Annotated in this window: 20 protein-coding genes; 11 read left to right on the top strand and 9 right to left on the bottom strand. The window is 61.6% G+C overall.

What is annotated here, in order from left to right; translation table 11 throughout:
• Positions 1-2 precede the first annotated feature (2 nt).
• A complete protein-coding gene (locus INQ47_RS20915; RefSeq protein WP_404702493.1) occupies positions 3-620 on the top strand; it encodes a hypothetical protein in 618 nt (205 codons plus the stop codon).
• On the opposite strand, the gene INQ47_RS20920 is transcribed toward INQ47_RS20915, so the two are convergent.
• Entirely contained in the window at positions 605-1,540 is a 936-nt protein-coding gene (locus tag INQ47_RS20920; protein ID WP_404702494.1) for a MerR family transcriptional regulator, read from the bottom strand. The genes INQ47_RS20915 and INQ47_RS20920 overlap by 16 nt on opposite strands.
• A 198-nt stretch (positions 1,541-1,738) precedes the next feature.
• On the opposite strand from INQ47_RS20920, the gene INQ47_RS20925 reads away from it, so the two are divergent.
• Genes INQ47_RS20925 through INQ47_RS20940 form a run of 4 tightly spaced genes read left to right on the top strand, consistent with a single transcriptional unit; the run spans position 1,739 to position 3,711 of the window.
• Positions 1,739-2,299: an antibiotic biosynthesis monooxygenase gene (locus INQ47_RS20925; protein ID WP_252459626.1), complete on the top strand. Its 561-nt coding sequence runs from the start codon at positions 1,739-1,741 to the stop codon at positions 2,297-2,299.
• A 33-nt stretch (positions 2,300-2,332) separates the two neighbouring features.
• Entirely contained in the window at positions 2,333-3,070 is a 738-nt protein-coding gene (folM, locus tag INQ47_RS20930; RefSeq protein WP_252459627.1) for a dihydromonapterin reductase, read from the top strand.
• A 9-nt stretch (positions 3,071-3,079) separates the two neighbouring features.
• Positions 3,080-3,373 carry a DUF1244 domain-containing protein gene (locus tag INQ47_RS20935; RefSeq protein WP_252459628.1) on the top strand — a complete coding sequence of 98 codons (294 nt, stop codon included), beginning with the start codon at positions 3,080-3,082 and terminating at the stop codon, positions 3,371-3,373.
• Positions 3,370-3,711 carry a HopJ type III effector protein gene (locus INQ47_RS20940; protein WP_003251646.1) on the top strand — a complete coding sequence of 114 codons (342 nt, stop codon included), beginning with the start codon at positions 3,370-3,372 and terminating at the stop codon, positions 3,709-3,711. The genes INQ47_RS20935 and INQ47_RS20940 overlap by 4 nt, the downstream gene beginning before the upstream one ends.
• 44 nt (positions 3,712-3,755) lie before the next feature.
• Here INQ47_RS20940 and INQ47_RS20945 read toward each other — a convergent pair whose 3' ends face one another.
• Together INQ47_RS20945 and fabV are read right to left on the bottom strand one after the other, a co-directional pair.
• The gene (locus INQ47_RS20945) at positions 3,756-4,664 is read right to left on the bottom strand and encodes an alpha/beta fold hydrolase (protein ID WP_404702495.1); all 909 of its coding nucleotides are present in this window, start codon (positions 4,662-4,664) and stop codon (positions 3,756-3,758) included.
• A gap of 143 nt (positions 4,665-4,807) precedes the next feature.
• The gene (gene fabV / locus INQ47_RS20950) at positions 4,808-6,019 is read right to left on the bottom strand and encodes an enoyl-ACP reductase FabV (protein ID WP_003251642.1); all 1,212 of its coding nucleotides are present in this window, start codon (positions 6,017-6,019) and stop codon (positions 4,808-4,810) included.
• Positions 6,020-6,320: 301 nt separating this feature from the next.
• Between fabV and INQ47_RS20955 the strand changes: the two genes are divergently transcribed.
• Positions 6,321-7,499, top strand: coding sequence for an acetyl-CoA C-acetyltransferase (locus INQ47_RS20955; RefSeq protein WP_404702496.1), 1,179 nt, complete (start codon positions 6,321-6,323; stop codon positions 7,497-7,499).
• A gap of 287 nt (positions 7,500-7,786) precedes the next feature.
• Here the strand turns inward: INQ47_RS20955 and INQ47_RS20960 are convergent, their stop codons facing one another.
• Positions 7,787-8,611: a 5-methyltetrahydropteroyltriglutamate--homocysteine methyltransferase gene (locus INQ47_RS20960; RefSeq protein WP_404702497.1), complete on the bottom strand. Its 825-nt coding sequence runs from the start codon at positions 8,609-8,611 to the stop codon at positions 7,787-7,789.
• Positions 8,612-8,841: 230 nt separating this feature from the next.
• Here INQ47_RS20960 and INQ47_RS20965 point away from each other — a divergent pair, with 230 nt between their 5' ends.
• Positions 8,842-10,329, top strand: a complete 1,488-nt coding sequence (locus INQ47_RS20965; RefSeq protein ID WP_404702498.1) for a methylenetetrahydrofolate reductase C-terminal domain-containing protein — start codon at positions 8,842-8,844, stop codon at positions 10,327-10,329.
• Here INQ47_RS20965 and yjiA read toward each other — a convergent pair.
• From yjiA to INQ47_RS20980, 3 genes are all read right to left on the bottom strand, one after another.
• Positions 10,289-11,266, bottom strand: coding sequence for a GTPase (gene yjiA / locus INQ47_RS20970; protein ID WP_021784290.1), 978 nt, complete (start codon positions 11,264-11,266; stop codon positions 10,289-10,291). The genes INQ47_RS20965 and yjiA overlap by 41 nt on opposite strands.
• A gap of 77 nt (positions 11,267-11,343) precedes the next feature.
• Complete coding sequence (locus INQ47_RS20975) at positions 11,344-11,541, bottom strand: YbdD/YjiX family protein (protein ID WP_003251633.1); 198 nt, start codon at positions 11,539-11,541, stop codon at positions 11,344-11,346.
• 17 nt (positions 11,542-11,558) lie between these two features.
• Complete coding sequence (locus INQ47_RS20980; protein WP_392522515.1) at positions 11,559-13,625, bottom strand: carbon starvation CstA family protein; 2,067 nt, start codon at positions 13,623-13,625, stop codon at positions 11,559-11,561.
• A gap of 176 nt (positions 13,626-13,801) precedes the next feature.
• Here INQ47_RS20980 and INQ47_RS20985 point away from each other — a divergent pair, with 176 nt between their 5' ends.
• Both INQ47_RS20985 and INQ47_RS20990 read left to right on the top strand, forming a co-directional pair.
• Positions 13,802-14,164: a PilZ domain-containing protein gene (locus INQ47_RS20985; protein WP_252458454.1), complete on the top strand. Its 363-nt coding sequence runs from the start codon at positions 13,802-13,804 to the stop codon at positions 14,162-14,164.
• A gap of 263 nt (positions 14,165-14,427) precedes the next feature.
• Complete coding sequence (locus tag INQ47_RS20990; protein ID WP_021784293.1) at positions 14,428-15,945, top strand: nucleobase:cation symporter-2 family protein; 1,518 nt, start codon at positions 14,428-14,430, stop codon at positions 15,943-15,945.
• Between the two features lie 35 nt (positions 15,946-15,980).
• Here INQ47_RS20990 and radA read toward each other — a convergent pair whose 3' ends face one another.
• Complete coding sequence (gene radA / locus INQ47_RS20995; RefSeq protein ID WP_404702499.1) at positions 15,981-17,351, bottom strand: DNA repair protein RadA; 1,371 nt, start codon at positions 17,349-17,351, stop codon at positions 15,981-15,983.
• 176 nt (positions 17,352-17,527) lie between these two features.
• On the opposite strand from radA, the gene mscL reads away from it, so the two are divergent.
• On the top strand, positions 17,528-17,947 hold the full coding sequence (mscL, locus tag INQ47_RS21000) for a large-conductance mechanosensitive channel protein MscL (protein WP_021784294.1): 420 nt from the start codon (positions 17,528-17,530) through the stop codon (positions 17,945-17,947).
• A 58-nt stretch (positions 17,948-18,005) separates the two neighbouring features.
• On the opposite strand, the gene INQ47_RS21005 is transcribed toward mscL, so the two are convergent.
• Entirely contained in the window at positions 18,006-18,782 is a 777-nt protein-coding gene (locus tag INQ47_RS21005; protein WP_404702500.1) for a ferredoxin--NADP reductase, read from the bottom strand.
• A 215-nt stretch (positions 18,783-18,997) separates the two neighbouring features.
• On the opposite strand from INQ47_RS21005, the gene INQ47_RS21010 reads away from it, so the two are divergent.
• Positions 18,998-19,705 carry an autoinducer binding domain-containing protein gene (locus INQ47_RS21010; protein ID WP_404702501.1) on the top strand — a complete coding sequence of 236 codons (708 nt, stop codon included), beginning with the start codon at positions 18,998-19,000 and terminating at the stop codon, positions 19,703-19,705.
• Positions 19,706-19,764 lie beyond the last annotated feature (59 nt).

The raw sequence follows: 19,764 nt of genomic DNA on the forward strand, positions 1-19,764 counted from the left end.
TCATGCAAGCAGACGCGCTCCTGACCCAGGACGAGCTGGATTTCATACAGAATATGCAGCACTCGCCGCAACTGAACCTGGCTGACACCATGTCGAGCCTGCTGGTCAATGGCGACCGCCGCATACAAAGCTTGCTCACCCGGTTGGTGGCTAACGAGCAGGTGACCTTACAGGCCCAGTTCAACAACCAGCAGATCAGTTTCCCGCTGCAGTTGGTAGAGGACGAGTTCCACGCCCTGCACCTGCAGCTGGGCTCACCGGAAATCTACGAAGACGGCCCCATGCTGCGCCCATGGCGCCTGTCGATGGACCAGCCGAGCGCACTGCTTGATGCCCATGACGAGGCAAGCGGCCTGTGGGTACGCGAAATTTCCTTCAAAGGTGTGCTGCTGGAAGTCCGTGATTTGCCAACAGCACCCGCCCGCTTCGAGCTGCGCTTCGCCCCGGGCGGCATCACCCCGATCGAACTGCATGGTGTGTTGGGCCGGCGCATCGGCACGGACCTGGCTGCCTACGACCTCAGCCAAAGCCCAGCCGAAGAAATCGAACGCCTGCGCGACTACATCCTCCAGGCGCACCGCCGCGCCCACCCCGAGCTGCACACTCAGGTATCGAGCTGACGGGCCAGAAACTGCCGCAAGCGCTGGCGCATCACACTGCCCTGCGCGCCCAGGCAGGCTACAGGGCTGCCAGCCAGGCTGTCCTGTACCGCTTCCGCCGCTTCACCGGCCAGTAACAATGGGCATTCCAGCATCGATGCCAGGCGCTTGAAGTGCCGGGCGAGTTCTGCTGTAGGCGATTGATGGGAAAACAGCACCAGGGCGTCCGGCTTCAGCCGTTCGCAGACCAGCGCAAGCTCTTGCAGCGGCTGCCCGTTCGCCAACGGGATCACGCGTGTTTCGTCGCTATCCAGAATCAGGCTGGTTACCAGCAACTCAAGCTCATGGCACTGGCCCGGTAATGGCGCCAATAGCACGGTGCGGCTACGCGGCACACGGGCAAGCTGCAAGCGGGCAAAAACCCGACCGCGCAGGAACTGGTCATAGAACAGCCATTCACTGGCCTGCCCATAGCCGCCTTGCCGGACTACCATGTCATGCCACACCGGCATGAATACATCCGCGAACACCTGGTCCAGGGTGGTGGCTGCGAACACCTCGTCATAAAGGCGATTCAGGCCTGCCACGTCGAAGTGCTGTACCGCCAGGCGAATCTGGTTTTGCCAGCGCAGGCAGGCGTCCACCGCGCCGCCAGCCTGCCCGGAGAGGGCATGGCCGCGAGCCAGAATACTGCCCACCTTGCTGATCGCCACGCCGCGCTCCAGCCACCCGAGGATACGGCGGATTTCATCGATATCAGCCTGGGAATACAGGCGGTGACCACTGCCGGTACGGATGGGCTGGATCAGTCCATAACGGCGCTCCCAGGCGCGAAGGGTCACGGCGTTGACACCGGTCAAGCGTGACACTTCCCGAATCGGAAACAACTCCTGCTGCTCGAAGCTTGCATCGATCACTGGTTTACGTCCCTGTTCGTTCATCTGCACGAAGTACCCTGAGCTTACTACGACTGTGTCGGCCTGTTGGTGCCACCGTTTGCCAGCCTATAGTTGCCGAAGATCGCAACTGCGCGATAATGCGCGCCCGATTCTTGCATGCACGACTGCGTCGCCCACCACCCCGGGCCACACAGCCAAAGGGGCCAGCTACCCGCCAGCCCCGTTGCCAGGAGATACACGATGTCTACCCCACCCGTTACCCTCATGGTGTCGCGCCGCGCCGCCCATGGCCGCTACCAGGACCTGCTGGCCTGGCTGCACGAAGGCGAACAGCTGGCCACCGACTTCCCTGGCTACCTCGGCTCGGGCATCCTTGCCCCGCCCAGGGATGGCGACGAATTTCAGATCATCTTCCGCTTCAGCGACGAGCCGACCCTGCATGCCTGGGAGCACTCCGCCTCTCGCCGCGCATGGTTACAACGCGGCAACGGCCTGTTCGAGCGCCCCAAAGAGGCGCGCGTCAGCGGTATCGACGACTGGTTTGGCACCAACAGGGTGCAAAAACCGCCACGCTGGAAGCAGGCCGTGGCCATCTGGCTGGCGTTTTTCCCAGTCTCGCTGGCCTTCAACCTGTTGTTCGGCCATTGGTTGGCGGCACTCGACCTCGTGCCCCGGGTACTGCTCAGCACCCTGGCCCTGACGCCGGTGATGGTGTACCTGTTCATCCCGCTGTCCACCCGCCTGCTATCCAGTTGGCTGCAGGCCTCCCCGGCCACTGCCGGCGCCTTGCGCAGCCGCTGAGGCCAGGCCATACAACAGGGAAACAGTTCGGGTATGCTGGGTGGCAACCAACGGACAGACAAGTTGACCACCCCGAACATGAACAGCCCCATTCTCGTTACCGGAGCCAGCCAGCGTGTCGGGCTGGCCCTGGCCCTCGAACTGGCACAGGCCGGCCATACGGTGGTCAGTGCCAGCCGCAGCATCCAGCCACAGGCAGCCCACCCCAACATCGTGCAGTTTCAGACCGACCTGTGCCACGCGGGCGACCGCCAGGCGCTGATCGATCACCTGCACGATCGTTACGACGGACTGCGCGCCATCATTCACAACGCCTCACTATGGCTCGACGACGGCCTCGATAACCTCGAGACCATGTTCCGCCTGCACGTCGAAGCGCCTTACCACCTCAACCTGGCCCTGGGCGACCTGCTGGCCAAGGTGGAAAAGGCCGACATCATCCACATCTGCGACGAAACCTCCTCGCGCGGCAGTAAAAGCCACATCGGCTACGCCGCCACCAAGGCCGCACTGCAGAACATGGTGCTGTCATTCGCCGAAAAATATGCGCCCAAGGTGCATGTGAACGGTATCCTGCCTGGGCTGCTGATCCTCAAGGAAGGGGGGGACGAAGCCTACCGCCAGCAAACCCTGAAAAAGGCCCTGCTGGAATTCGAACCCGGCGCCGGCCCGCTGATCGAGACCGTCAAGTACCTGCTCGCCAGCCAGTACAGCACCGGCAGCCAGGTGGTCATCAACGGTGGCCGCCACCTGAAGAACCGCATGACTTGAGAGAAGACCATGACCCCACAACAACAGCTTGAGCTCGAGGCGGCCGCATTCCGGCGCCTGGTTGAACACCTGCAAAAGCGCACCGATGTACAGAACATCGACCTGATGAACCTGTCCGGTTTCTGCCGCAACTGCCTGTCCAAGTGGTACAAGGCCGCCGCTGACGAGCGTCAGCTGGACCTGAGCCTGGATGATGCCCGCGAAGCGGTGTACGGCATGCCCTACGCCGAGTGGAAAGCCCAATACCAGAAAGAAGCCAGCGCCGATCAACAAGCGGCGTTCGAAAAAGGAAAAACCTTGTGACTGATCTGAATACCCTGCGCGCAAGCCTGGCCAGCGGCCAACATGTATTTGCCGATACCTTGGCGTTCATTGCCGACAATTACAGCTACCAGCCGCAGGCCTTCAACAACGGCGGCGTGGAGAATGCGGCAGGGCAGAACGAAGGTTCGTGCAAAACCCTGGGCCTGGCCTTGCTTGAAGGGCTGAGCGACCAGGAAGCGCTGCTGGCCTTCGGCGAGCACTACCGTGATGTGGTGGCCACGCCTGAGGGTAGCGACCATGGCAACATCCGTGCGCTGATCAAACACGGTCTGGCGGGTGTGAAGTTTGCTGCGCAGCCGCTTGCGCGCAAGGCTTGAGATTGCCGGGGCCGCTTTGCGGCCCCACTGTCCTGAGCCCACCATCAATCCATGATGGTGCCAGGCGCCCTACCTTCCAGCCTCCCCTGCCGCAACCACTGCAAGGCCAACGGCCACAGGTTTTCGCGAAACCGGTCATGAAAGAACGCGAAATGGCCAATTTCCTCGACCGAGATATCCACAGGTGCAATGCGCAGGTGCTGGCGCTCGCCCCCCTGTAGATAACCCAATAAACGCTCGGTCGCCGCCACGGTCCCAAAAGGGTCGTCAGTCAGACTGATGGCCAGCGTCGCCGCACGCACCTGGGCGAACGGTAGCGCCGCCAACGCCCGCCCGCTGGGGCGGTGCTCATAACGTGGGGTACGTGTGGTCCAGTCATGCACCACGCCGGCTGGCGTGTCTTCCAGCCAGCCCAGGCGCTTGCCGGGAAAGTAGCCGAATACCCGGGTCAGCAGCGGCATGACCACATGCCACTTGCCGAAAAGTTGCCAGCGCTGGCTGGCCGCGTAGTCGCGCCAGTAGGCGAATTGCGCGCCGACCATCACGACCCGACGTATCTGGCCAGCCGACGGTGCCAGGCCTACTGCACAACCGCCGAAACTGTGCCCCACCACGTCCACCGGCTGATCTGGGAAATGCGCTGCCGCATGCGCCAGCATGGCTTCGAAATCCAGCCGGCCCCAGTCGCTCCAGGAGGCCTGGAAACCACGCAGCGACGCAGGCCGGGATTCGCCGATACCACGGTAGTCATAGGTCAGCACATCGCAGCCGTGGGCGAACAGGTAGTCGGCAAAGCGGGCGTAATAGCGGCAGCGTACCGACGTGGCAGCGTTGATGATCACCAGCGGGCGCTGGGGGTCAGGTTGGGCGTGGCGCCAGCAGAAGCCGCCGAGGCTGTATCCGTCGGCCGCGGGGTGGCGAAATGGGGTAGCGGGTTGGATGAGGCTACTCATGGCGCATTTCCTGTTGTTGTGCGCCAAAACTAGCAAAGATTTTGTAGCTTGTACTGGCCTCTTCGCGGGTGAACCCGCTCCTACAGGGGGAGAACCTGTGGGAGCGGGCTTGCCCGCGAAGAGGCCGGTACAGGCTTACCCGATTACAGCTCGACGCAGTCGAACTTCACATCGGTGGCCACGTCTTCGTCGTAGTTGACGTCAGCGCGCTCGAAGCCGAACAGGTTGAGGAACTGCTTCTTGTAACCGGCGTAGTCAGTCAGCTCGAACAGGTTCTCGGTGGTCACCTGTGGCCACAGGGCCTTGCAGGCGTTTTGCACGTCGTCACGCAGTTCCCAGTCGTCCAGGCGCAGGCGCCCCTTCTCGTCGACCTCTGCCGGCGCACCGTCGGTACGGTACATACGGTCGCGGTACATGCGGTCGAGCTGGTCCTGGGTGCCTTCGTGAACACCTTTCTCCTGCATGATCTTGAAGACCATCGACAGGTACAGTGGCATCACCGGGATGGCCGAGCTGGCCTGGGTAACCACCGACTTGAGCACCGCCACATTGGCGCCGCCTTTCACTTCACCGGCCAGCTTCTGGTTCAGACGCAGGGCGGTTTCATCCAGGTCCTGCTTGGCCTGGCCCAGTGCACCGTGCCAGTAGATCGGCCAGGTGATATCGCTGCCGATATAGCTGAAGGCCACGGTGCGAGCGCCTTCGGCAAGTACATTGGCGCCAGCCAGAGCATCGATCCACAGTTGCCAGTCCTGGCCACCCATGACGGTGACGGTGTCGGCAATTTCCTGCTCGGTGGCCGGCTCGATGCTGGCCTCGATGATGGTGTCCTTATTGGTGTCGATGGCGGTCGACTTGTATGGCTGGCCGATCGGCTTGAGTGCCGAGCGAATGACTTCACCGGTCTGCGGCAGCTTGCGCACAGGCGAAGCCAGCGAGTAGATGACCAGGTCGACCTTGCCACCCATTTCGTTCTTGATCAGCTCGATGACCTTGGCGCGAGCTTCGTCGGAGAAGGCGTCACCGTTGATCGACTTGCTGTACAGGCCCTCGGCCTTGGCGAACTTGTCGAAGGCAGCAGCGTTGTACCAGCCAGCAGTGCCGGCCTTGGTCTCGGTGCCTGGCTTTTCGAAGAACACGCCCAGGGTGTCGGCCTTGAAGCCGAACGCCGCCGTGATGCGGGCTGCCAGGCCGTAGCCGCTGGAAGCACCGATGACCAGGACCTTCTTCGGGCCATCCTCGCGTACGCCCAGCTTGCGGGTGGCTTCGATCTGGTCACGGACGTTGAGCTCGCAGCCCTTCGGGTGAGTCGTGGTGCAGATGAAACCGCGAACCTTAGGATGAATGATGGCCAATGTCTGTACCTCGTCAGGTTTATGCCGGGGAAGCGCCGCTTGGGGCGATTCCGATTGATCAGAGGGTGAGACTACCCCCGCAGGTTATCCGACACATATTACGGGGTGATCAGAGGGATGCAAAACCAGAGTTCTTATGTGCAGGAGGCTCACAGCTCCACGAAATCCAGATTGGCTGGTTAGAACCTTCGCCACCCATTGATTTGTTTTTCACATCAATCCAAAAGAAAAACAAACTTAACAAATAAGCCAAACCCGCCGAAGCTGGCGGCACTACGCCCATTGCACGGAGAACAACAACATGAACGACGTGGTGATCGTCGCCGCAACCCGTACCGCCATCGGCAGCTTCCAGGGCGCCTTGGCCACTGTGCCTGCAGTTGACCTCGGCGCCGCCGTGATCAAACAACTGCTGAAACAAACCGGGCTGGACCCGGCGCAGGTCGATGAAGTCATCCTCGGCCAAGTGCTTGCGGCCGGTGCCGGTCAGAACCCGGCCCGCCAGGCGGCGATCAAGGCTGGCCTACCCTTCAGCGTACCGGCCCTGACCCTGAACAAGGTCTGCGGCTCGGGCCTCAAGGCCCTGCACCTGGCCGCCCAGGCGATCCGCTGCGGCGATGCCGAGGTGGTGATTGCCGGTGGCCAGGAAAACATGAGCCTTGCCCCCTACGTGATGCCCTCGGCCCGTACTGGGCAGCGCATGGGCCATGGCCAACTGATCGACAGCATGATCACGGACGGCTTGTGGGATGCCTTCAATGACTACCACATGGGCATCACTGCCGAAAACCTGGTGGACAAGTACGGTCTAACCCGTGAACAGCAGGATGCCTTCGCTGCCGAATCGCAGCGCAAGGCAGTGGCGGCGATCGAGGCCGGCCGTTTCGACGCTGAAATCACCCCCATCGTGCTGCCGCAGAGAAAGGGAGAGCCCAAGGTTTTTGCCCGTGACGAGCAACCACGCCCGGACACCACCGCCGAGTCTCTGGGCAAACTGCGCCCGGCCTTCAAGAAGGACGGCAGCGTCACCGCAGGCAATGCTTCCAGCCTGAACGACGGCGCCGCCGCCGTGCTTTTGATGAGCGCCGCGAAGGCCGAGGCTTTGGGCCTGCCGGTGCTGGCGAAGATCGCCGCCTATGCCAGTGCCGGGGTAGACCCCGCGATCATGGGTATCGGTCCGGTTTCGGCGACCCAGCGTTGCCTGGACAAGGCCGGTTGGCAACTGGCCGAACTGGACCTGATCGAAGCTAACGAAGCCTTTGCCGCCCAGGCGCTGGCCGTGGGCAATGCGCTGGCATGGGATGCCGCACGGGTTAACGTCAATGGAGGGGCGATTGCCCTGGGCCACCCGATTGGTGCTTCCGGGTGCAGGGTGCTGGTGACCCTGCTGCACGAGATGATCAAACGGGATGCCAGGAAAGGCCTGGCAACCTTGTGCATTGGCGGCGGGCAAGGGGTGGCGCTGGCCATCGAGCGCTGATTGATTCAAGCAGGCCCGGCCTCTTCGCGGGTGAACCCGCTCCTACACTGATCGGTGATGGACACACATCGGTGATTGCACGCAGGCCGTTGTAGGAGCGGGTTTACCCGCGAAAGGGCCGGACCTGCTGGCCAATTTCCACCCGCTGTTCAACGTCGCAGCCGCCATCGTATTCGCGGGTAAACCCGCTCCTACACCGATCGGTGGTGGACACACATCGGTGATCGGGCGCAGGCCGTTGTAGGAGCGGGTTCACCCGCGAAGAAGCCGGCACAGGCAGCAACCGTTCAAGCAGCGACTCGCTCCTGCTCCAGCGAAGCGGCCAGCACCGCCACTTCCTGGCACTTCTGCACGGCCAGGTCCACTGAGCTTTCCAGCAGTGAACAGGCCGGCGCCAACCACAGCCGCTCACCCAGGCGTTCATGGGCCTCGTGCAGCAGCCCCAAGGTCTTGCCCAGATCGCAAGGCGAAGCGTTGCGACCGTCGACCAGGCCCAGCGACAGTACCTTGTAGGCCGGCAGGCGGTCGAGAATGGTCTGGTACTGCTCGGGCGCCTGAACCAGGTCGACGTGCAGGCCATCGACCGGCAGGTTGGCGGCCAGGCCGAGGTTGCCTTCGAGGCCACCGAAGTACGTGGCGATCAGCTTCTTCAACGGTGCGCGTTGAAGGATGTTGTAGACGCGTTCATAGGCATTCTTCCAGTCCTGAGGCAGGTCCTGGGCGAGGATTGGCTCATCGATCTGCACCCATTCAACGCCCAGGGCGGCCAGGCGGTTGAGGAGCTGGTCATACACGGGCAGCAGGCGGTCAAGCAGCTCCAGTTTGTCGAAGTCACCGCCCAGGGTCTGGCCCTGCCACAGGTAGGTCAAGGGGCCGATCACTACCGGCTTGACTGCATGACCCAGAGCCTTGGCGTGTTCCACGTCTTCGAACAGTGGTTCCCAGTTCAGAACGAACGGCTGATCGCCAGCACTAAGCACGTGGCTGTCCCAGGCGAAGTCGCCGACCGGCAGCAGCTCGATGCCGGCGTCTTTCTGCACCTGCCAGTGGCGGGCACGTAGCTCGCGGTCACGGCCGATGTGTGGAAAGCCCAGGTTATGTGCCAGTGCCATGTCTTGTCCCTTCAGCATGCTTGAATGAATGAGGGGGATTCTCCGGTTGATGGGGTATTGAGACAAACTCATTAAATTTGAGATGAACCCAAGAAATCTTCATGATCATGCTGTCATGAACTTCGCGCCCCCCATGTCTCATTCAGATCACCACCTTGCGCATCCGGACATGACCCGGATCGCCTTCTGCCGCACAATGCCACCCTGACCACACCAGGTGCCCGGCCAACATGAGCCTGCTGAAAACCGCCCTGCGCGAAAAGAACTTCGTCTGCGTCATGGAGTTCGTCCCCAAACCTTCCGCAGAACGCTTTGCCGCCATGGAAGCGATCATGGCCCGTGCGCACCTGTGCGGCTGGCCTATGACCGTGGCCATCGGTGATCGTGTCGGCAGCCCGCTGGACATGTCACCGCTGGACGCCCTCGCCTCGTTCAGCAACCCGGTGCCTGCCCTGCCGCATTTTTCAGGCAAGGATCGCGAACCCCACCACCTGCTCGCCCAACTGCAGCGCATGGACGCCGCCGGCCTCGACCAGCTGTTACTGCTGACTGGCGACCGCCTGCCTGGCCATGAACCTGGCCAGCGCCCGGTGCGTTATCTGGAATCGGTCGCCGCCCTGCAGATTGCCCGCCAGGCCTGCCCGCACTGGCTGCTGGGCGCGGCGCTGAACCCGTTCAAGTACCACGAGGAAGAAGGCGGCGCCCAGTATTTCAAGGCCGAGAAAAAGCTGGCAGCGGGGGCTGACTTCTTCACCTTGCAGCTGGGCTTCGATGCCGCCAAGCACCAGGAAGCCATACACTGGATGCACCGCCAGGCCTCACCCAAGCCCATGCTGGCCTGCCTCATGAGCCTCACCCACGGGCGCGCGACGATGCTCGACCACGTGGCCGGCGTCACTGTCACGCCCTCCATGCGCGACATGCTCGAAGCGGAGACGGCGCAGTCCAAGGCCTTTGCCCAGGCGCGCAGTGTTGACCGCCTGGCCTTGCAGATTATCGGTACAAAGCTGATGGGTTACGCCGGTGTGCACCTGTCAGGGGTTCACACACTCGAACAGTTGCTGGCCCTGGAGGCCCGTATCGAGCACTGGCAATCCCAGCTTCACTCCCTGGAGCAATGGGCACCGGCCTGGCACGCCAGCTGGCAGATGCCCGGCCTGCCGGCAGTGACCTTCCATCCGCCACAGGCGGGCTGGCGCCTGGGCGAGTCACGGGTCGATGCCTCATTCAAGGAAAAAGCCCGCTATCACCTGATGCATGGCATGCATTCACTGCTGTTCAGCCGGCGCAACGGCCTGAGCAAGGCCTTCGGTTGGGCAGTGCGCCAGCCTCTGTGGGCAACACGCGTTGGCGCACAGGTGCTGCACACGCTGGAGCGCAGTGTGAAGCGCCCGCTGGTGGGTTGCGACACCTGCGGCCGTTGCCGCCTGGAAGACACCTTGTACACCTGCCCGGAAACCTGCCCTAAAGGCCTGGCCAATGGCCCCTGCGGCGGAACCGCCCTGAACCGCTGCGAGTTCGGCGACCGCGAGTGCATCCACAGCGTCAAATACCGCACCGCCAAAGCAGTGCGGCAAACCGCTGTGCTGACCGAACGCCTGATCCCGTGCATCGAGGTCGAGACCCGCCACCGCAGCTCATGGCCGCAGTGGTTCGCAGGGCAGGCGCCCCAGCGGCTCAGCCCGCAGCCATTGCCTCGAAGCCAGCCCGAATCGTAGCCTCGGGCAGTTCATCGGCAATGAACACCATCACGCTCTCGCGCGCTTCGCCTGCGGCCCACTCGGCGTCCCAGTCGAAGCCATAAAGCTTGAGCACGCCCTGGAACACCAGCTTGCGCTCCTCGCCAGCAATGTTCAGCACGCCCTTGTAGCGCAGCAGCTGTTTGCCGTGGGTTTCCAGCAGCTCGTTCATGAAGCTGCTGAGGCGGTCGATATCCAGCGGGGCTTCGGTACGCAGCACCATCGTGGAGATGCGGTCCGGGGTGGCAGGCTTGAGCACGGGTCGCAACATCGGTTTCAGGTTTACCCCAAGGTCAGGGTTGAGGTTGAAACCGCGCACATCCAGTAGTTCAGCCAGGTCGATGCAGCCGTGTTCGACCACACGGATCGCAGCCCTGCTATTGATGCGGGCAAGGCGTTCGCGCAGGGCTTCAACCGCAGCTGGCTCGACCAGGTCGGTCTTGCTCAGCAGCAGACGATCGGCAAAGCCGACCTGGGCCTGAGCAATGGTCTGGGTCAGGTGCAGTTCGGCATGCGCGGCATCGACGAGGGTGATGATGCCGTCGAGGATGTAGCGCTCACGCAGCTCCTCGTCGATGAAGAACGTTTGCGCTACCGGCGCCGGGTCGGCCAGGCCGGTGCACTCGATCACCAGGCGGTCGAAGGCAATCTCGCCGGCATCCAGACGTTCAAGCAGCAGGTACAGGGCGCGGGTCAAGTCGCCATGGATGCTGCAGCATACACAGCCGTTGGCCAAGGTCATTACCTGCACCGGCTGATCACCCAGCAGTTGGCTGTCGATGCCGGCCTCGCTGAATTCGTTTTCGATCACAGCGAGCTTCAGGCCATGCTCGGCCTTGAGCATGTGCCTGAGCAAGGTGGTCTTGCCGGCACCAAGGAAGCCAGTGAGGACGGTTACGGGAATGGGCGTCTGCACGCAAAAATACTCCTGAATCTGAAATGACTGTGGGAGCCGGTTACCCAGGCTCCCACAGGTTTACACGTACCGCAGGATCAACAGCACTTGGGCCCGGACTTGCCACCGTAACGTGCTTCCTGGCGTTCGCGGAAGAACGCCTCGTAGCTCATCACCGGCTTGTCCGGATGCGTTTTCTGCATGTGTTCGACATAGTTGTCGTAGTCGGGCATGCCGACCATCAGGCGGGCTGCCTGCCCCAGGTATTTTCCCAGTCGACCCAAGTCGTTGAACATGATTGCAGTCCTCTCGATTACGCGTCAGGCAGTGCCTGGAACGGGGTTTCCTTGTCGCTGCGCTCCTTGCGGCCCAGGGCGACGTAGCCGACCTTGATGGCGAAGAACAGGATGCTGAAGACCACCAGCAGGAACAAGATCGTCAGGCCCGCATTGGTGTAAGCGTTGAAGATCACGTGCTGCATCTGCCCGATGTCCTTGGCCGGGGCCAGTACCTGGCCGGCGTCCAGCGCAGTGCTGTACTTCTTGGCCAGGGCCAGGAAGCCGACAGCCGGGTTCGGGTCGAACAGCTTGATCAGGCCTGCAGCAGTGGTGCAGATCAACAGCCACACGGCCGGCAGCAGGGTGACCCAGATGTATTGCTGACGCTTCATCTTGATCAACACCACAGTACCGAGCATCAAGGCGATACCGGCCAGCATCTGGTTGGAGATACCAAACAGCGGCCACAGGGTGTTGATGCCACCCAGCGGGTCGATTACCCCTTGGTACAGCAGATAGCCCCAGAGTGCCACGCAGCCGGCGGTGGCGAGCAGGTTGGCCCCCCACGAATCGGTGCGTCTGAGCGCCGGCACGAAGCTGCCCAGCAGGTCTTGCAACATGAAGCGCCCGGCACGGGTACCGGCGTCCACTGCAGTGAGGATGAACAGCGCCTCGAACAGGATCGCGAAGTGGTACCAGAAGGCCATGGTGTTTTCACCTGGCAACACCTGGTGCAGGATCTGCGCGATACCGACCGCCAGGGTTGGCGCACCGCCAGCACGGGCCAGGACGGTGTGCTCGCCAATGTCACGGGCGACCGCTTCGAGCTGCTCAGGTGTAATCAGGAAGCCCCAACTGCTGACCGTCTGCGCTACCGACACAACATCGGAACCGACCACGGCAGCCGGGCTGTTCATGGCAAAGTACACGCCCGGCTCGATCACCGAGGCCGCAACCATGGCCATGATGGCGACGAAGGATTCCATCAGCATGCCGCCGTAGCCGATGTAGCGGGCGTTGGTTTCGTTATCCAGCAGCTTCGGCGTGGTCCCCGAGGAAATCAGCGCGTGGAAGCCGGACACCGCACCACAGGCAATGGTGATGAACAGGAATGGGAACAGGGCCCCCTTCCACACCGGGCCCGTGCCGTCGGTGAACTGGGTCAGCGCCGGCATTTTCAGCTCGGGCGCGATGATCAGGATACCGATGGCCAGGCCAAGGATCGTGCCGATCTTGAGGAAGGTCGACAGATAGTCACGCGGCGCCAGTACCAGCCACACCGGCAGCACGGCGGCGACAAAACCGTAGCCCACCAGCATCCAGGTGATCTGCACGCCAGTGAACGTGAACGCCGGGCCCCACACCGGATCCGCAGCGATCACGCCTCCCAGCCAGATGGAGGCCAGCAGCAGTACCACGCCAACGACCGAGATTTCGCCAATACGGCCCGGACGGATGTAGCGCATGTAGATGCCCATGAACATCGCGATCGGGATGGTCGCCATCACCGTGAACATGCCCCATGGGCTTTCGGCCAGGGCCTTGACCACGATCAGCGCCAGCACCGCAAGGATGATGATCATGATCAGGAAGCAGCCGAACAGGGCGATGGTACCGGGGATTCTGCCCATCTCCTCGCGCACCATGTCGCCCAGCGAGCGGCCATTGCGGCGGGTAGACATGAACAGGACCATGAAGTCCTGCACCGCACCGGCCAGCACCACGCCGGCGATCAGCCACAGCGTGCCGGGCAGGTAGCCCATTTGCGCAGCGAGTACCGGCCCGACCAAAGGGCCTGCACCGGCGATGGCAGCGAAATGGTGACCGAAAAGAATGTGTTTGTTGGTCGGGACGTAGTCCAGGCCGTCGTTGTTGAGCACCGCCGGGGTGGCACGGCGCGGATCGAGTTGCATCACCTTGGTGGCGATGAACAGGCTGTAGTAACGATAGGCGACCAGGTAGATGGCCACCGCCGCGACCACGATCCACAAGGCGTTGATCGCCTCGCCGCGACGCAGGGCAACCACACCCAGTGCGCAGGCACCTATGACTGCCAGCGCCAGCCACGGAATATGGCGTAGCAGGCTATTATTGTTGTTCATGGTTAGCTTCCAGCTGGTGGATTGGAAAGACCGCCCACCGAGTCTAGGGCCAGTCAAGCGGCATTGCCACACTTGCTTTGTTCTAGAGCCTCTGCGGCCAGATTGCAGTACCTGATGCACATGCAGTTCTAAATATAGTCAGGATGACACCTGACGACCTATTGAGGATCCATGCCATGAGCGATCACGACGAACGCCGCCGCTTTCAACGCATCGACTTCGATGCGCCCGCCGAGCTACACCAGGGACTGAAACGCTGGCCTGCAAAACTGCTGGACCTTTCACTCAAAGGCTTGCTGATAGAACGCCCGGCAGATTGGGATGCCGACCTGACGCAGGACTTCGACGCCATCATCCACCTGGGCAAAGATGCCCGCGTGCAGATGCAGGTCGAACTGCGCCACGAGGAAGCGGACCGCCTGGGCTTCATCTGCCTCTACATCGACCTCGACTCGCTGAGCCACTTGCACCGTCTTGTGGAACTGAACGTGGCTGACAGCACCGAAATGATGCGTGAGCTGCGCGAACTCATCGAATAATGAAATCTCTTAGCTAGCTAATAGCCTCCCCGCAGAGTGTTTCTTGTCTACCCAGACAGCTTTAAGCCTGGGTAGCGTTGCTTTGTACACACCCTTCTAATACAGCTTCCACCAAGTTGGTACGCCTTCTGCATTGGGTTTTAGCACGCCCTGCGGCCGGATCTGTTCGCGCTCCGATCAAAATATTGTATACAATTCTTGTAGCAATCAATTGAGCTAAGTGTCTACAGTAGCGGCACAACAATAAACAGAGAGCCTGCTCCATGACTACGTCCCCTAGCACGTCTCCCGCCAAGCGACCCGAGGATGAAAACCTCGGCCTTGGTGCCAACCTGGCCTATGGTCTGCAACATGTGCTGACCATGTATGGTGGAATCGTCGCAGTACCCCTGATCCTGGGGCAGGCCGCGGGCCTGAATGGTGCCGAAATCGGCATGCTGATCGCCGCCTCGCTGTTTGCCGGTGGCCTGGCCACCCTGTTGCAGACCCTTGGCCTGCCGTTCTTCGGTTGCCAGTTACCACTGGTACAAGGCGTGTCGTTCGCCGGTGTGGCGACCATGGGGGCGATTCTGAGCAGCGAGGGGGGCGGTGGCCTGCCAGGCGTACTCGGCGCGGTCATGGCAGCGTCGCTGATCGGCTTTCTGATCACACCGGTGTTCTCGCGCATCACCAAGTTCTTCCCGCCGCTGGTGACCGGCATCGTCATCACCACCATCGGCCTGACCCTGATGCCAGTTGCCGCACGCTGGGTGATGGGTGGCAACAGCGCCTCGCCGGAGTTCGGCAGCATGGCCAACATCGGCCTGGCCGGGCTGACCTTCGCCATCGTGCTGCTGCTGAGCAAGCTTGGCAACGCAACCATCTCACGCCTGTCGATCCTGCTGGCCATGGTGGTCGGCACGCTGATCGCCTGGGCATTGGGCATGACCGATTTCAGCAAGGTCAGCGAAGGCCCGATGTTCGCCTTCCCCTCGCCGTTCCACTTTGGCATGCCAGAGTTCCACATCGCCGCGATCCTTTCGATGTGCATCGTGATCATGGTGACCCTGGTGGAAACGTCGGCCGATATCCTCGCCGTGGGTGAGATCATCGACACCAAGGTGGACTCCAAGCGCCTGGGCAACGGCCTGCGCGCCGACATGGCATCTAGCATCCTGGCGCCGATTTTCGGTTCGTTCACCCAGAGCGCGTTCGCCCAGAACGTTGGCCTTGTGGCGGTGACCGGGGTCAAGAGCCGCTACGTGGTGGCTACCGGCGGCGTGATTCTGGTGGTACTCGGCCTGCTGCCAGTCATGGGCCGGGTGATTGCTGCCGTGCCTACCCCGGTATTGGGCGGCGCCGGTATCGTGCTGTTCGGCACCGTGGCGGCCAGCGGTATCCGCACCCTGTCCAAGGTCAGCTACAAGAACAACGTCAACCTGATCATCGTTGCTGCCTCGCTGGGCTTCGGCATGATCCCGATTGCCGCGCCGACCTTCTACCACCACTTCCCGAACTGGTTCGAGACCATCTTCCACTCCGGCATCAGCTCGGCGGCGATCATGGCCATCCTGCTGAACCTGATCTTCAACCACTTCACCACCGGCAACTCGGAAAACCAGTCAGTGTTCGCTGCAGCCTACGAGCGGACCATCCAGTATTCGGACATTTCCGCGCTGCGTGATGGGGACTACTTCAAGGATGGCAAGCTGTTCGATGCCGAGGGTAACGAAGTGCCGATGCTGGAACTGGACGAGCATGGCAATGAAACGGTCAGGCGCACGGCCGTTGCCGAGCACTGACTGAGTGCAGGAGCGAGCTTGCTCGCTCCTGCACATTATTCGAACAACGCATCCAGCGCCTGTTCCAGGCGGGTAACGGCAATCACCTGCAACCCCGCCGGCGCTTCTTTCGGCGCATTGCCCTTGGGTACGATGGCACGCTTGAAGCCGTGCTTGGCCGCTTCCTTCAAGCGCTCCTGGCCACTGGGCACCGGCCGTACCTCGCCCGACAAGCCAATCTCGCCAAACACCAGCAAACCATGGGCCAGTGGCCGGTTACGCAGGCTGGACATCACCGCCGCCAGCAGCGCCAGGTCCGAAGCCGTTTCCAGCACCTTCACCCCGCCGACCACGTTGAGAAACACATCCTGGTCATGGGTCGGGATGCCGCCATGACGGTGGAGTACCGCCAACAACATGGCCAGGCGGTTCTGATCCAGGCCCAAGGTCACCCGCCGCGGGTTGGCCAAATGGCTATCGTCGACCAGCGCCTGCACCTCGACCAGCATTGGCCGGGTCCCCTCCCAGGTTGCCATCACCACGCTGCCCGGCACCTCTTCCTGAGTGCGGTTGAGGAAGATCGCCGACGGGTTCGATACCTCCTTGAGGCCACGATCGGTCATGCCGAACACGCCCAGTTCGTTGACCGCGCCAAAGCGGTTCTTGACCGCCCGCAGCAAGCGCAGACGGCCATCGGACTCACCTTCGAAATACAGCACAGTGTCGACCATGTGCTCCAGCACCCTCGGGCCAGCCAGCGAGCCTTCCTTGGTCACGTGGCCGACCAGAAAGATTGCCGTACCGCTTTGCTTGGCGTAGCGCACCAGCAACGCTGTGCTTTCGCGCACCTGAGCCACGCCGCCCGGGGCCGATTGCAACTGCTCGGTGAAAATGGTCTGGATCGAGTCGATCACCATTACCCGCGGCTTCTCGACCCGCGCCGTGGCAATGATCGTCTCGATGCAGGTTTCGGTCATCACCTTGAGCTGGTCCTGGGGCAGGCCCAGCCGCCGGGAGCGCATGGCCACCTGCTGCTGCGACTCCTCCCCTGTGACATACAGTGCCGGCATGCCCACGGCGATGTTGCACAAGGTCTGTAGCAAAATGGTCGATTTGCCGATGCCGGGGTCACCGCCGATCAGCACCACCGAGCCATCCACCAGGCCGCCGCCCAGCACGCGGTCCAGTTCGGTGCTGTTGGTCGTGAAACGCGGGATTTCCTCAACACTGACTTCGGCCAGGGTCTTGATCTGCGCCTGCTGTCCCGTCCAGCCAGCGCGGCCACTGCTGGGTGCAGCAGCGCCGCCGCTTTCGATCATGGTTTCGACCAGGGTATTCCAGGCCCCGCATTCGCCGCACTGGCCGGCCCATTTGGGGAAAGTCGCACCGCATTCGGTGCAGCCATACAAGCGCTTGGCCTTGGCCATGGGTGGGGTCTCCTGGAAAAATTCGCCATGATAGCCGAGCAGGACGTGTCTCGAACGCCTCGGGATGCGACAAAACTATTCGTTCTAACTGCAGTCAGTAGCCCTGAACACAACGCATGAAGCGTTTTAGTGGCTTACACTGCCTTAACCTTACCTTTTGTTACAAGGAACCAAACATGGGCATGCTCAACGAGTTCAAGGCTTTCGCAGTCAAAGGCAATGTCGTCGACATGGCGGTCGGTATCATCATCGGCGCGGCCTTCGGCAAGATCGTCTCGTCCTTCGTCGGCGACGTGATCATGCCGCCACTGGGCCTGCTGATCGGTGGCGTGGACTTCAGCGACCTGGCCATTACCCTGAAGGCTGCCGAAGGTGACGTGCCAGCCGTGATGCTGGCGTATGGCAAGTTCATCCAGACCGTGATCGACTTCGTGATCGTGGCCTTTGCCATCTTCATGGGCGTGAAAGCAATCAACAAGCTCAAGCGTGAAGAAGCCGTGGCGCCGACTACGCCGCCTGTGCCTTCGGCTGAAGAGACACTGCTGACCGAGATCCGCGATTTGCTCAAGACGCAGAACCAGAACCGCTTGCCTTGAAGTTGCCGGGGCCGTTGTGGGGGCGGGCATGCCCGCCCTCACAACGGCCCCAGTAGTCTTACCAGTAGTTCTCGACTGCTACCTGCCCGGGCCGCTTGCTCAGGCTCAGTTGCAGGTCTCGCGCCTTGAGGACCTTGCGGGTTTCGTCGATCATTTCCGGGTTACCGCAGAGCATCACCCGCGAATGCTCTGGTGACAGTTCAAGCCCCGCCGCCTTCTCCAGCTCGCCATTGTCGATCAACGTGGTAATGCGCTGATTCAACGCACCCGGGTGCTGTTCACGGGTCACCACGGGAATGAACTGCAACTTGCCCGCGTACTCAGCCAGATAATCGCGCTGTTCCAGCCCGGCAATTTCATCCACATAGGCCAGCTCCTTGGCTTCGCGCACTGAATACACCAGCTTGATGCTGTCGAAGCGCTCCCAGGCTTCGAAGTCCTGCAGGATCGACATAAAGGGCGCAATGCCGGTACCGGTAGCCAGCAGCCACAGGTCACGACCACCGACGAAGCGGTCGAGGGTGAGGAAACCGAACGCCTGGCGGTCGATCAGCAACGTATCGCCTGCCCCCAAACGGCTCAGCTCACTGGTGAACTCACCACCTGGCACCACGATGGAAAAGAAATCCAGATACTCGTCATGGGGCGCGCTGACCATGGAATAGGCGCGCCACACCACGCTACCATCGGCCTTGGTCACACCTAGCCGGGCGAATTGGCCGGAACGGAAGCGGAACCCCGCATCGCGCGTAACCCGCAGGCTGAAGAGGTTCGGCGTCAGTGGCTGAACATCGAGCAGTGTCTGGCGGGTGAACTTTTCGGCGCTAGCGGTCATATCGGGCTCCAGGGTTGGCGTGTGCACAGTGTCGCCTAAAGTGGCCAGGATAAAAACCACCGCTTTGTAGGGCCTCATGAAGTGCAATCGGGCCAAAGTCGCAGAAATTCCTGATCGCTATAACAAAAAATTCCCAACAGGATGGTAGGTCTTTTCCTACAATCTTCCGGGTACTCAAACGGATTGGATTCTGCGCGCATCAAGGAGTGCTTCAGATGTATCACTGGAAACCTGAACATCTTCATGCATTCGTCAGCGAACGCAGCCCACAAAAGCTATTCGACATCGCAGTCCATCTGGCTCGGGACCTGGACATGGATTACCTTGGGCTGAACATCCGCATTCAGATCGCTACGCAAACGCCAAAGCTGTACCTCTACAGCAACTACCCAAGTGAGTGGATCGAGCGCTACCAGCGCGACGACTTCTACAAGCAGGACCCGGCAGCGAACCTGAGCCACAGCTCCACGACACCAGTGCTTTGGACCGATGAACTGTACAAGGAAGCCCCGCAATTTCGCGAAATGGCCTGCCAGCATGGCTTGCGCCACGGCTGGACACAGTCGCTTCACGATCAGCAGCACAACGAAAGCCAGATCAGTGTCGCTCGACCAATCGGCCACATTGATGTGTTCGAGCTGTACGACAAAGCAGGTAGTGTGCAGTGGCTGTGCCACACCCTTCACGCGGTACTGGGCGAGCACCACCTGAACGCGCTGTGCCCACCGCAACCGAAAATGAGCGAGCGTGAACTGGAAGTGCTGAAATGGTCTGCCGCCGGCAAGACCGCTGCCGATGTTGCCTGCATCCTCTCGCTGTCGCAAAGCACGGTCAACTTCCATATCCGCAGCGTGATCACCAAGACCAATGCAGCCAACAAAGCCGGAGCCATCGCCATTGCCGCCTTGCGTGGCTGGATCTGACCTTCAAACCTGCGACCTTGGGCAAAGCCCTGTAGAATCGTCCGGCAAAGCCCGGCGCG

Origin of the sequence: Pseudomonas sp. 3HC3 (assembly GCF_044904505.1) — a bacterium.
GTDB classification, from domain to species: Bacteria; Pseudomonadota; Gammaproteobacteria; order Pseudomonadales; family Pseudomonadaceae; genus Aquipseudomonas; species Aquipseudomonas putida_Y.

Bases quoted from the DNA above. Each gene is read 5' to 3' on its own strand.
- INQ47_RS20915 (WP_404702493.1), top strand. From the start codon at position 3: ATGCAAGCAGACGCGCTCCTGACCCAGGACGAGCTGGATTTCATACAG.
- INQ47_RS20920 (WP_404702494.1), bottom strand. From the start codon at position 1,540: ATGAACGAACAGGGACGTAAACCAGTGATCGATGCAAGCTTCGAGCAG.
- INQ47_RS20925 (WP_252459626.1), top strand. From the start codon at position 1,739: ATGTCTACCCCACCCGTTACCCTCATGGTGTCGCGCCGCGCCGCCCAT.
- folM (WP_252459627.1), top strand. From the start codon at position 2,333: ATGCTGGGTGGCAACCAACGGACAGACAAGTTGACCACCCCGAACATG.
- INQ47_RS20935 (WP_252459628.1), top strand. From the start codon at position 3,080: ATGACCCCACAACAACAGCTTGAGCTCGAGGCGGCCGCATTCCGGCGC.
- INQ47_RS20945 (WP_404702495.1), bottom strand. From the start codon at position 4,664: ATGAGTAGCCTCATCCAACCCGCTACCCCATTTCGCCACCCCGCGGCC.
- INQ47_RS20955 (WP_404702496.1), top strand. From the start codon at position 6,321: ATGAACGACGTGGTGATCGTCGCCGCAACCCGTACCGCCATCGGCAGC.
- INQ47_RS20960 (WP_404702497.1), bottom strand. From the start codon at position 8,611: ATGGCACTGGCACATAACCTGGGCTTTCCACACATCGGCCGTGACCGC.
- INQ47_RS20965 (WP_404702498.1), top strand. From the start codon at position 8,842: ATGAGCCTGCTGAAAACCGCCCTGCGCGAAAAGAACTTCGTCTGCGTC.
- INQ47_RS20975 (WP_003251633.1), bottom strand. From the start codon at position 11,541: ATGTTCAACGACTTGGGTCGACTGGGAAAATACCTGGGGCAGGCAGCC.
- INQ47_RS20980 (WP_392522515.1), bottom strand. From the start codon at position 13,625: ATGAACAACAATAATAGCCTGCTACGCCATATTCCGTGGCTGGCGCTG.
- INQ47_RS20985 (WP_252458454.1), top strand. From the start codon at position 13,802: ATGAGCGATCACGACGAACGCCGCCGCTTTCAACGCATCGACTTCGAT.
- INQ47_RS20990 (WP_021784293.1), top strand. From the start codon at position 14,428: ATGACTACGTCCCCTAGCACGTCTCCCGCCAAGCGACCCGAGGATGAA.
- radA (WP_404702499.1), bottom strand. From the start codon at position 17,351: ATGGCCAAGGCCAAGCGCTTGTATGGCTGCACCGAATGCGGTGCGACT.
- mscL (WP_021784294.1), top strand. From the start codon at position 17,528: ATGGGCATGCTCAACGAGTTCAAGGCTTTCGCAGTCAAAGGCAATGTC.
- INQ47_RS21005 (WP_404702500.1), bottom strand. From the start codon at position 18,782: ATGACCGCTAGCGCCGAAAAGTTCACCCGCCAGACACTGCTCGATGTT.
- INQ47_RS21010 (WP_404702501.1), top strand. From the start codon at position 18,998: ATGTATCACTGGAAACCTGAACATCTTCATGCATTCGTCAGCGAACGC.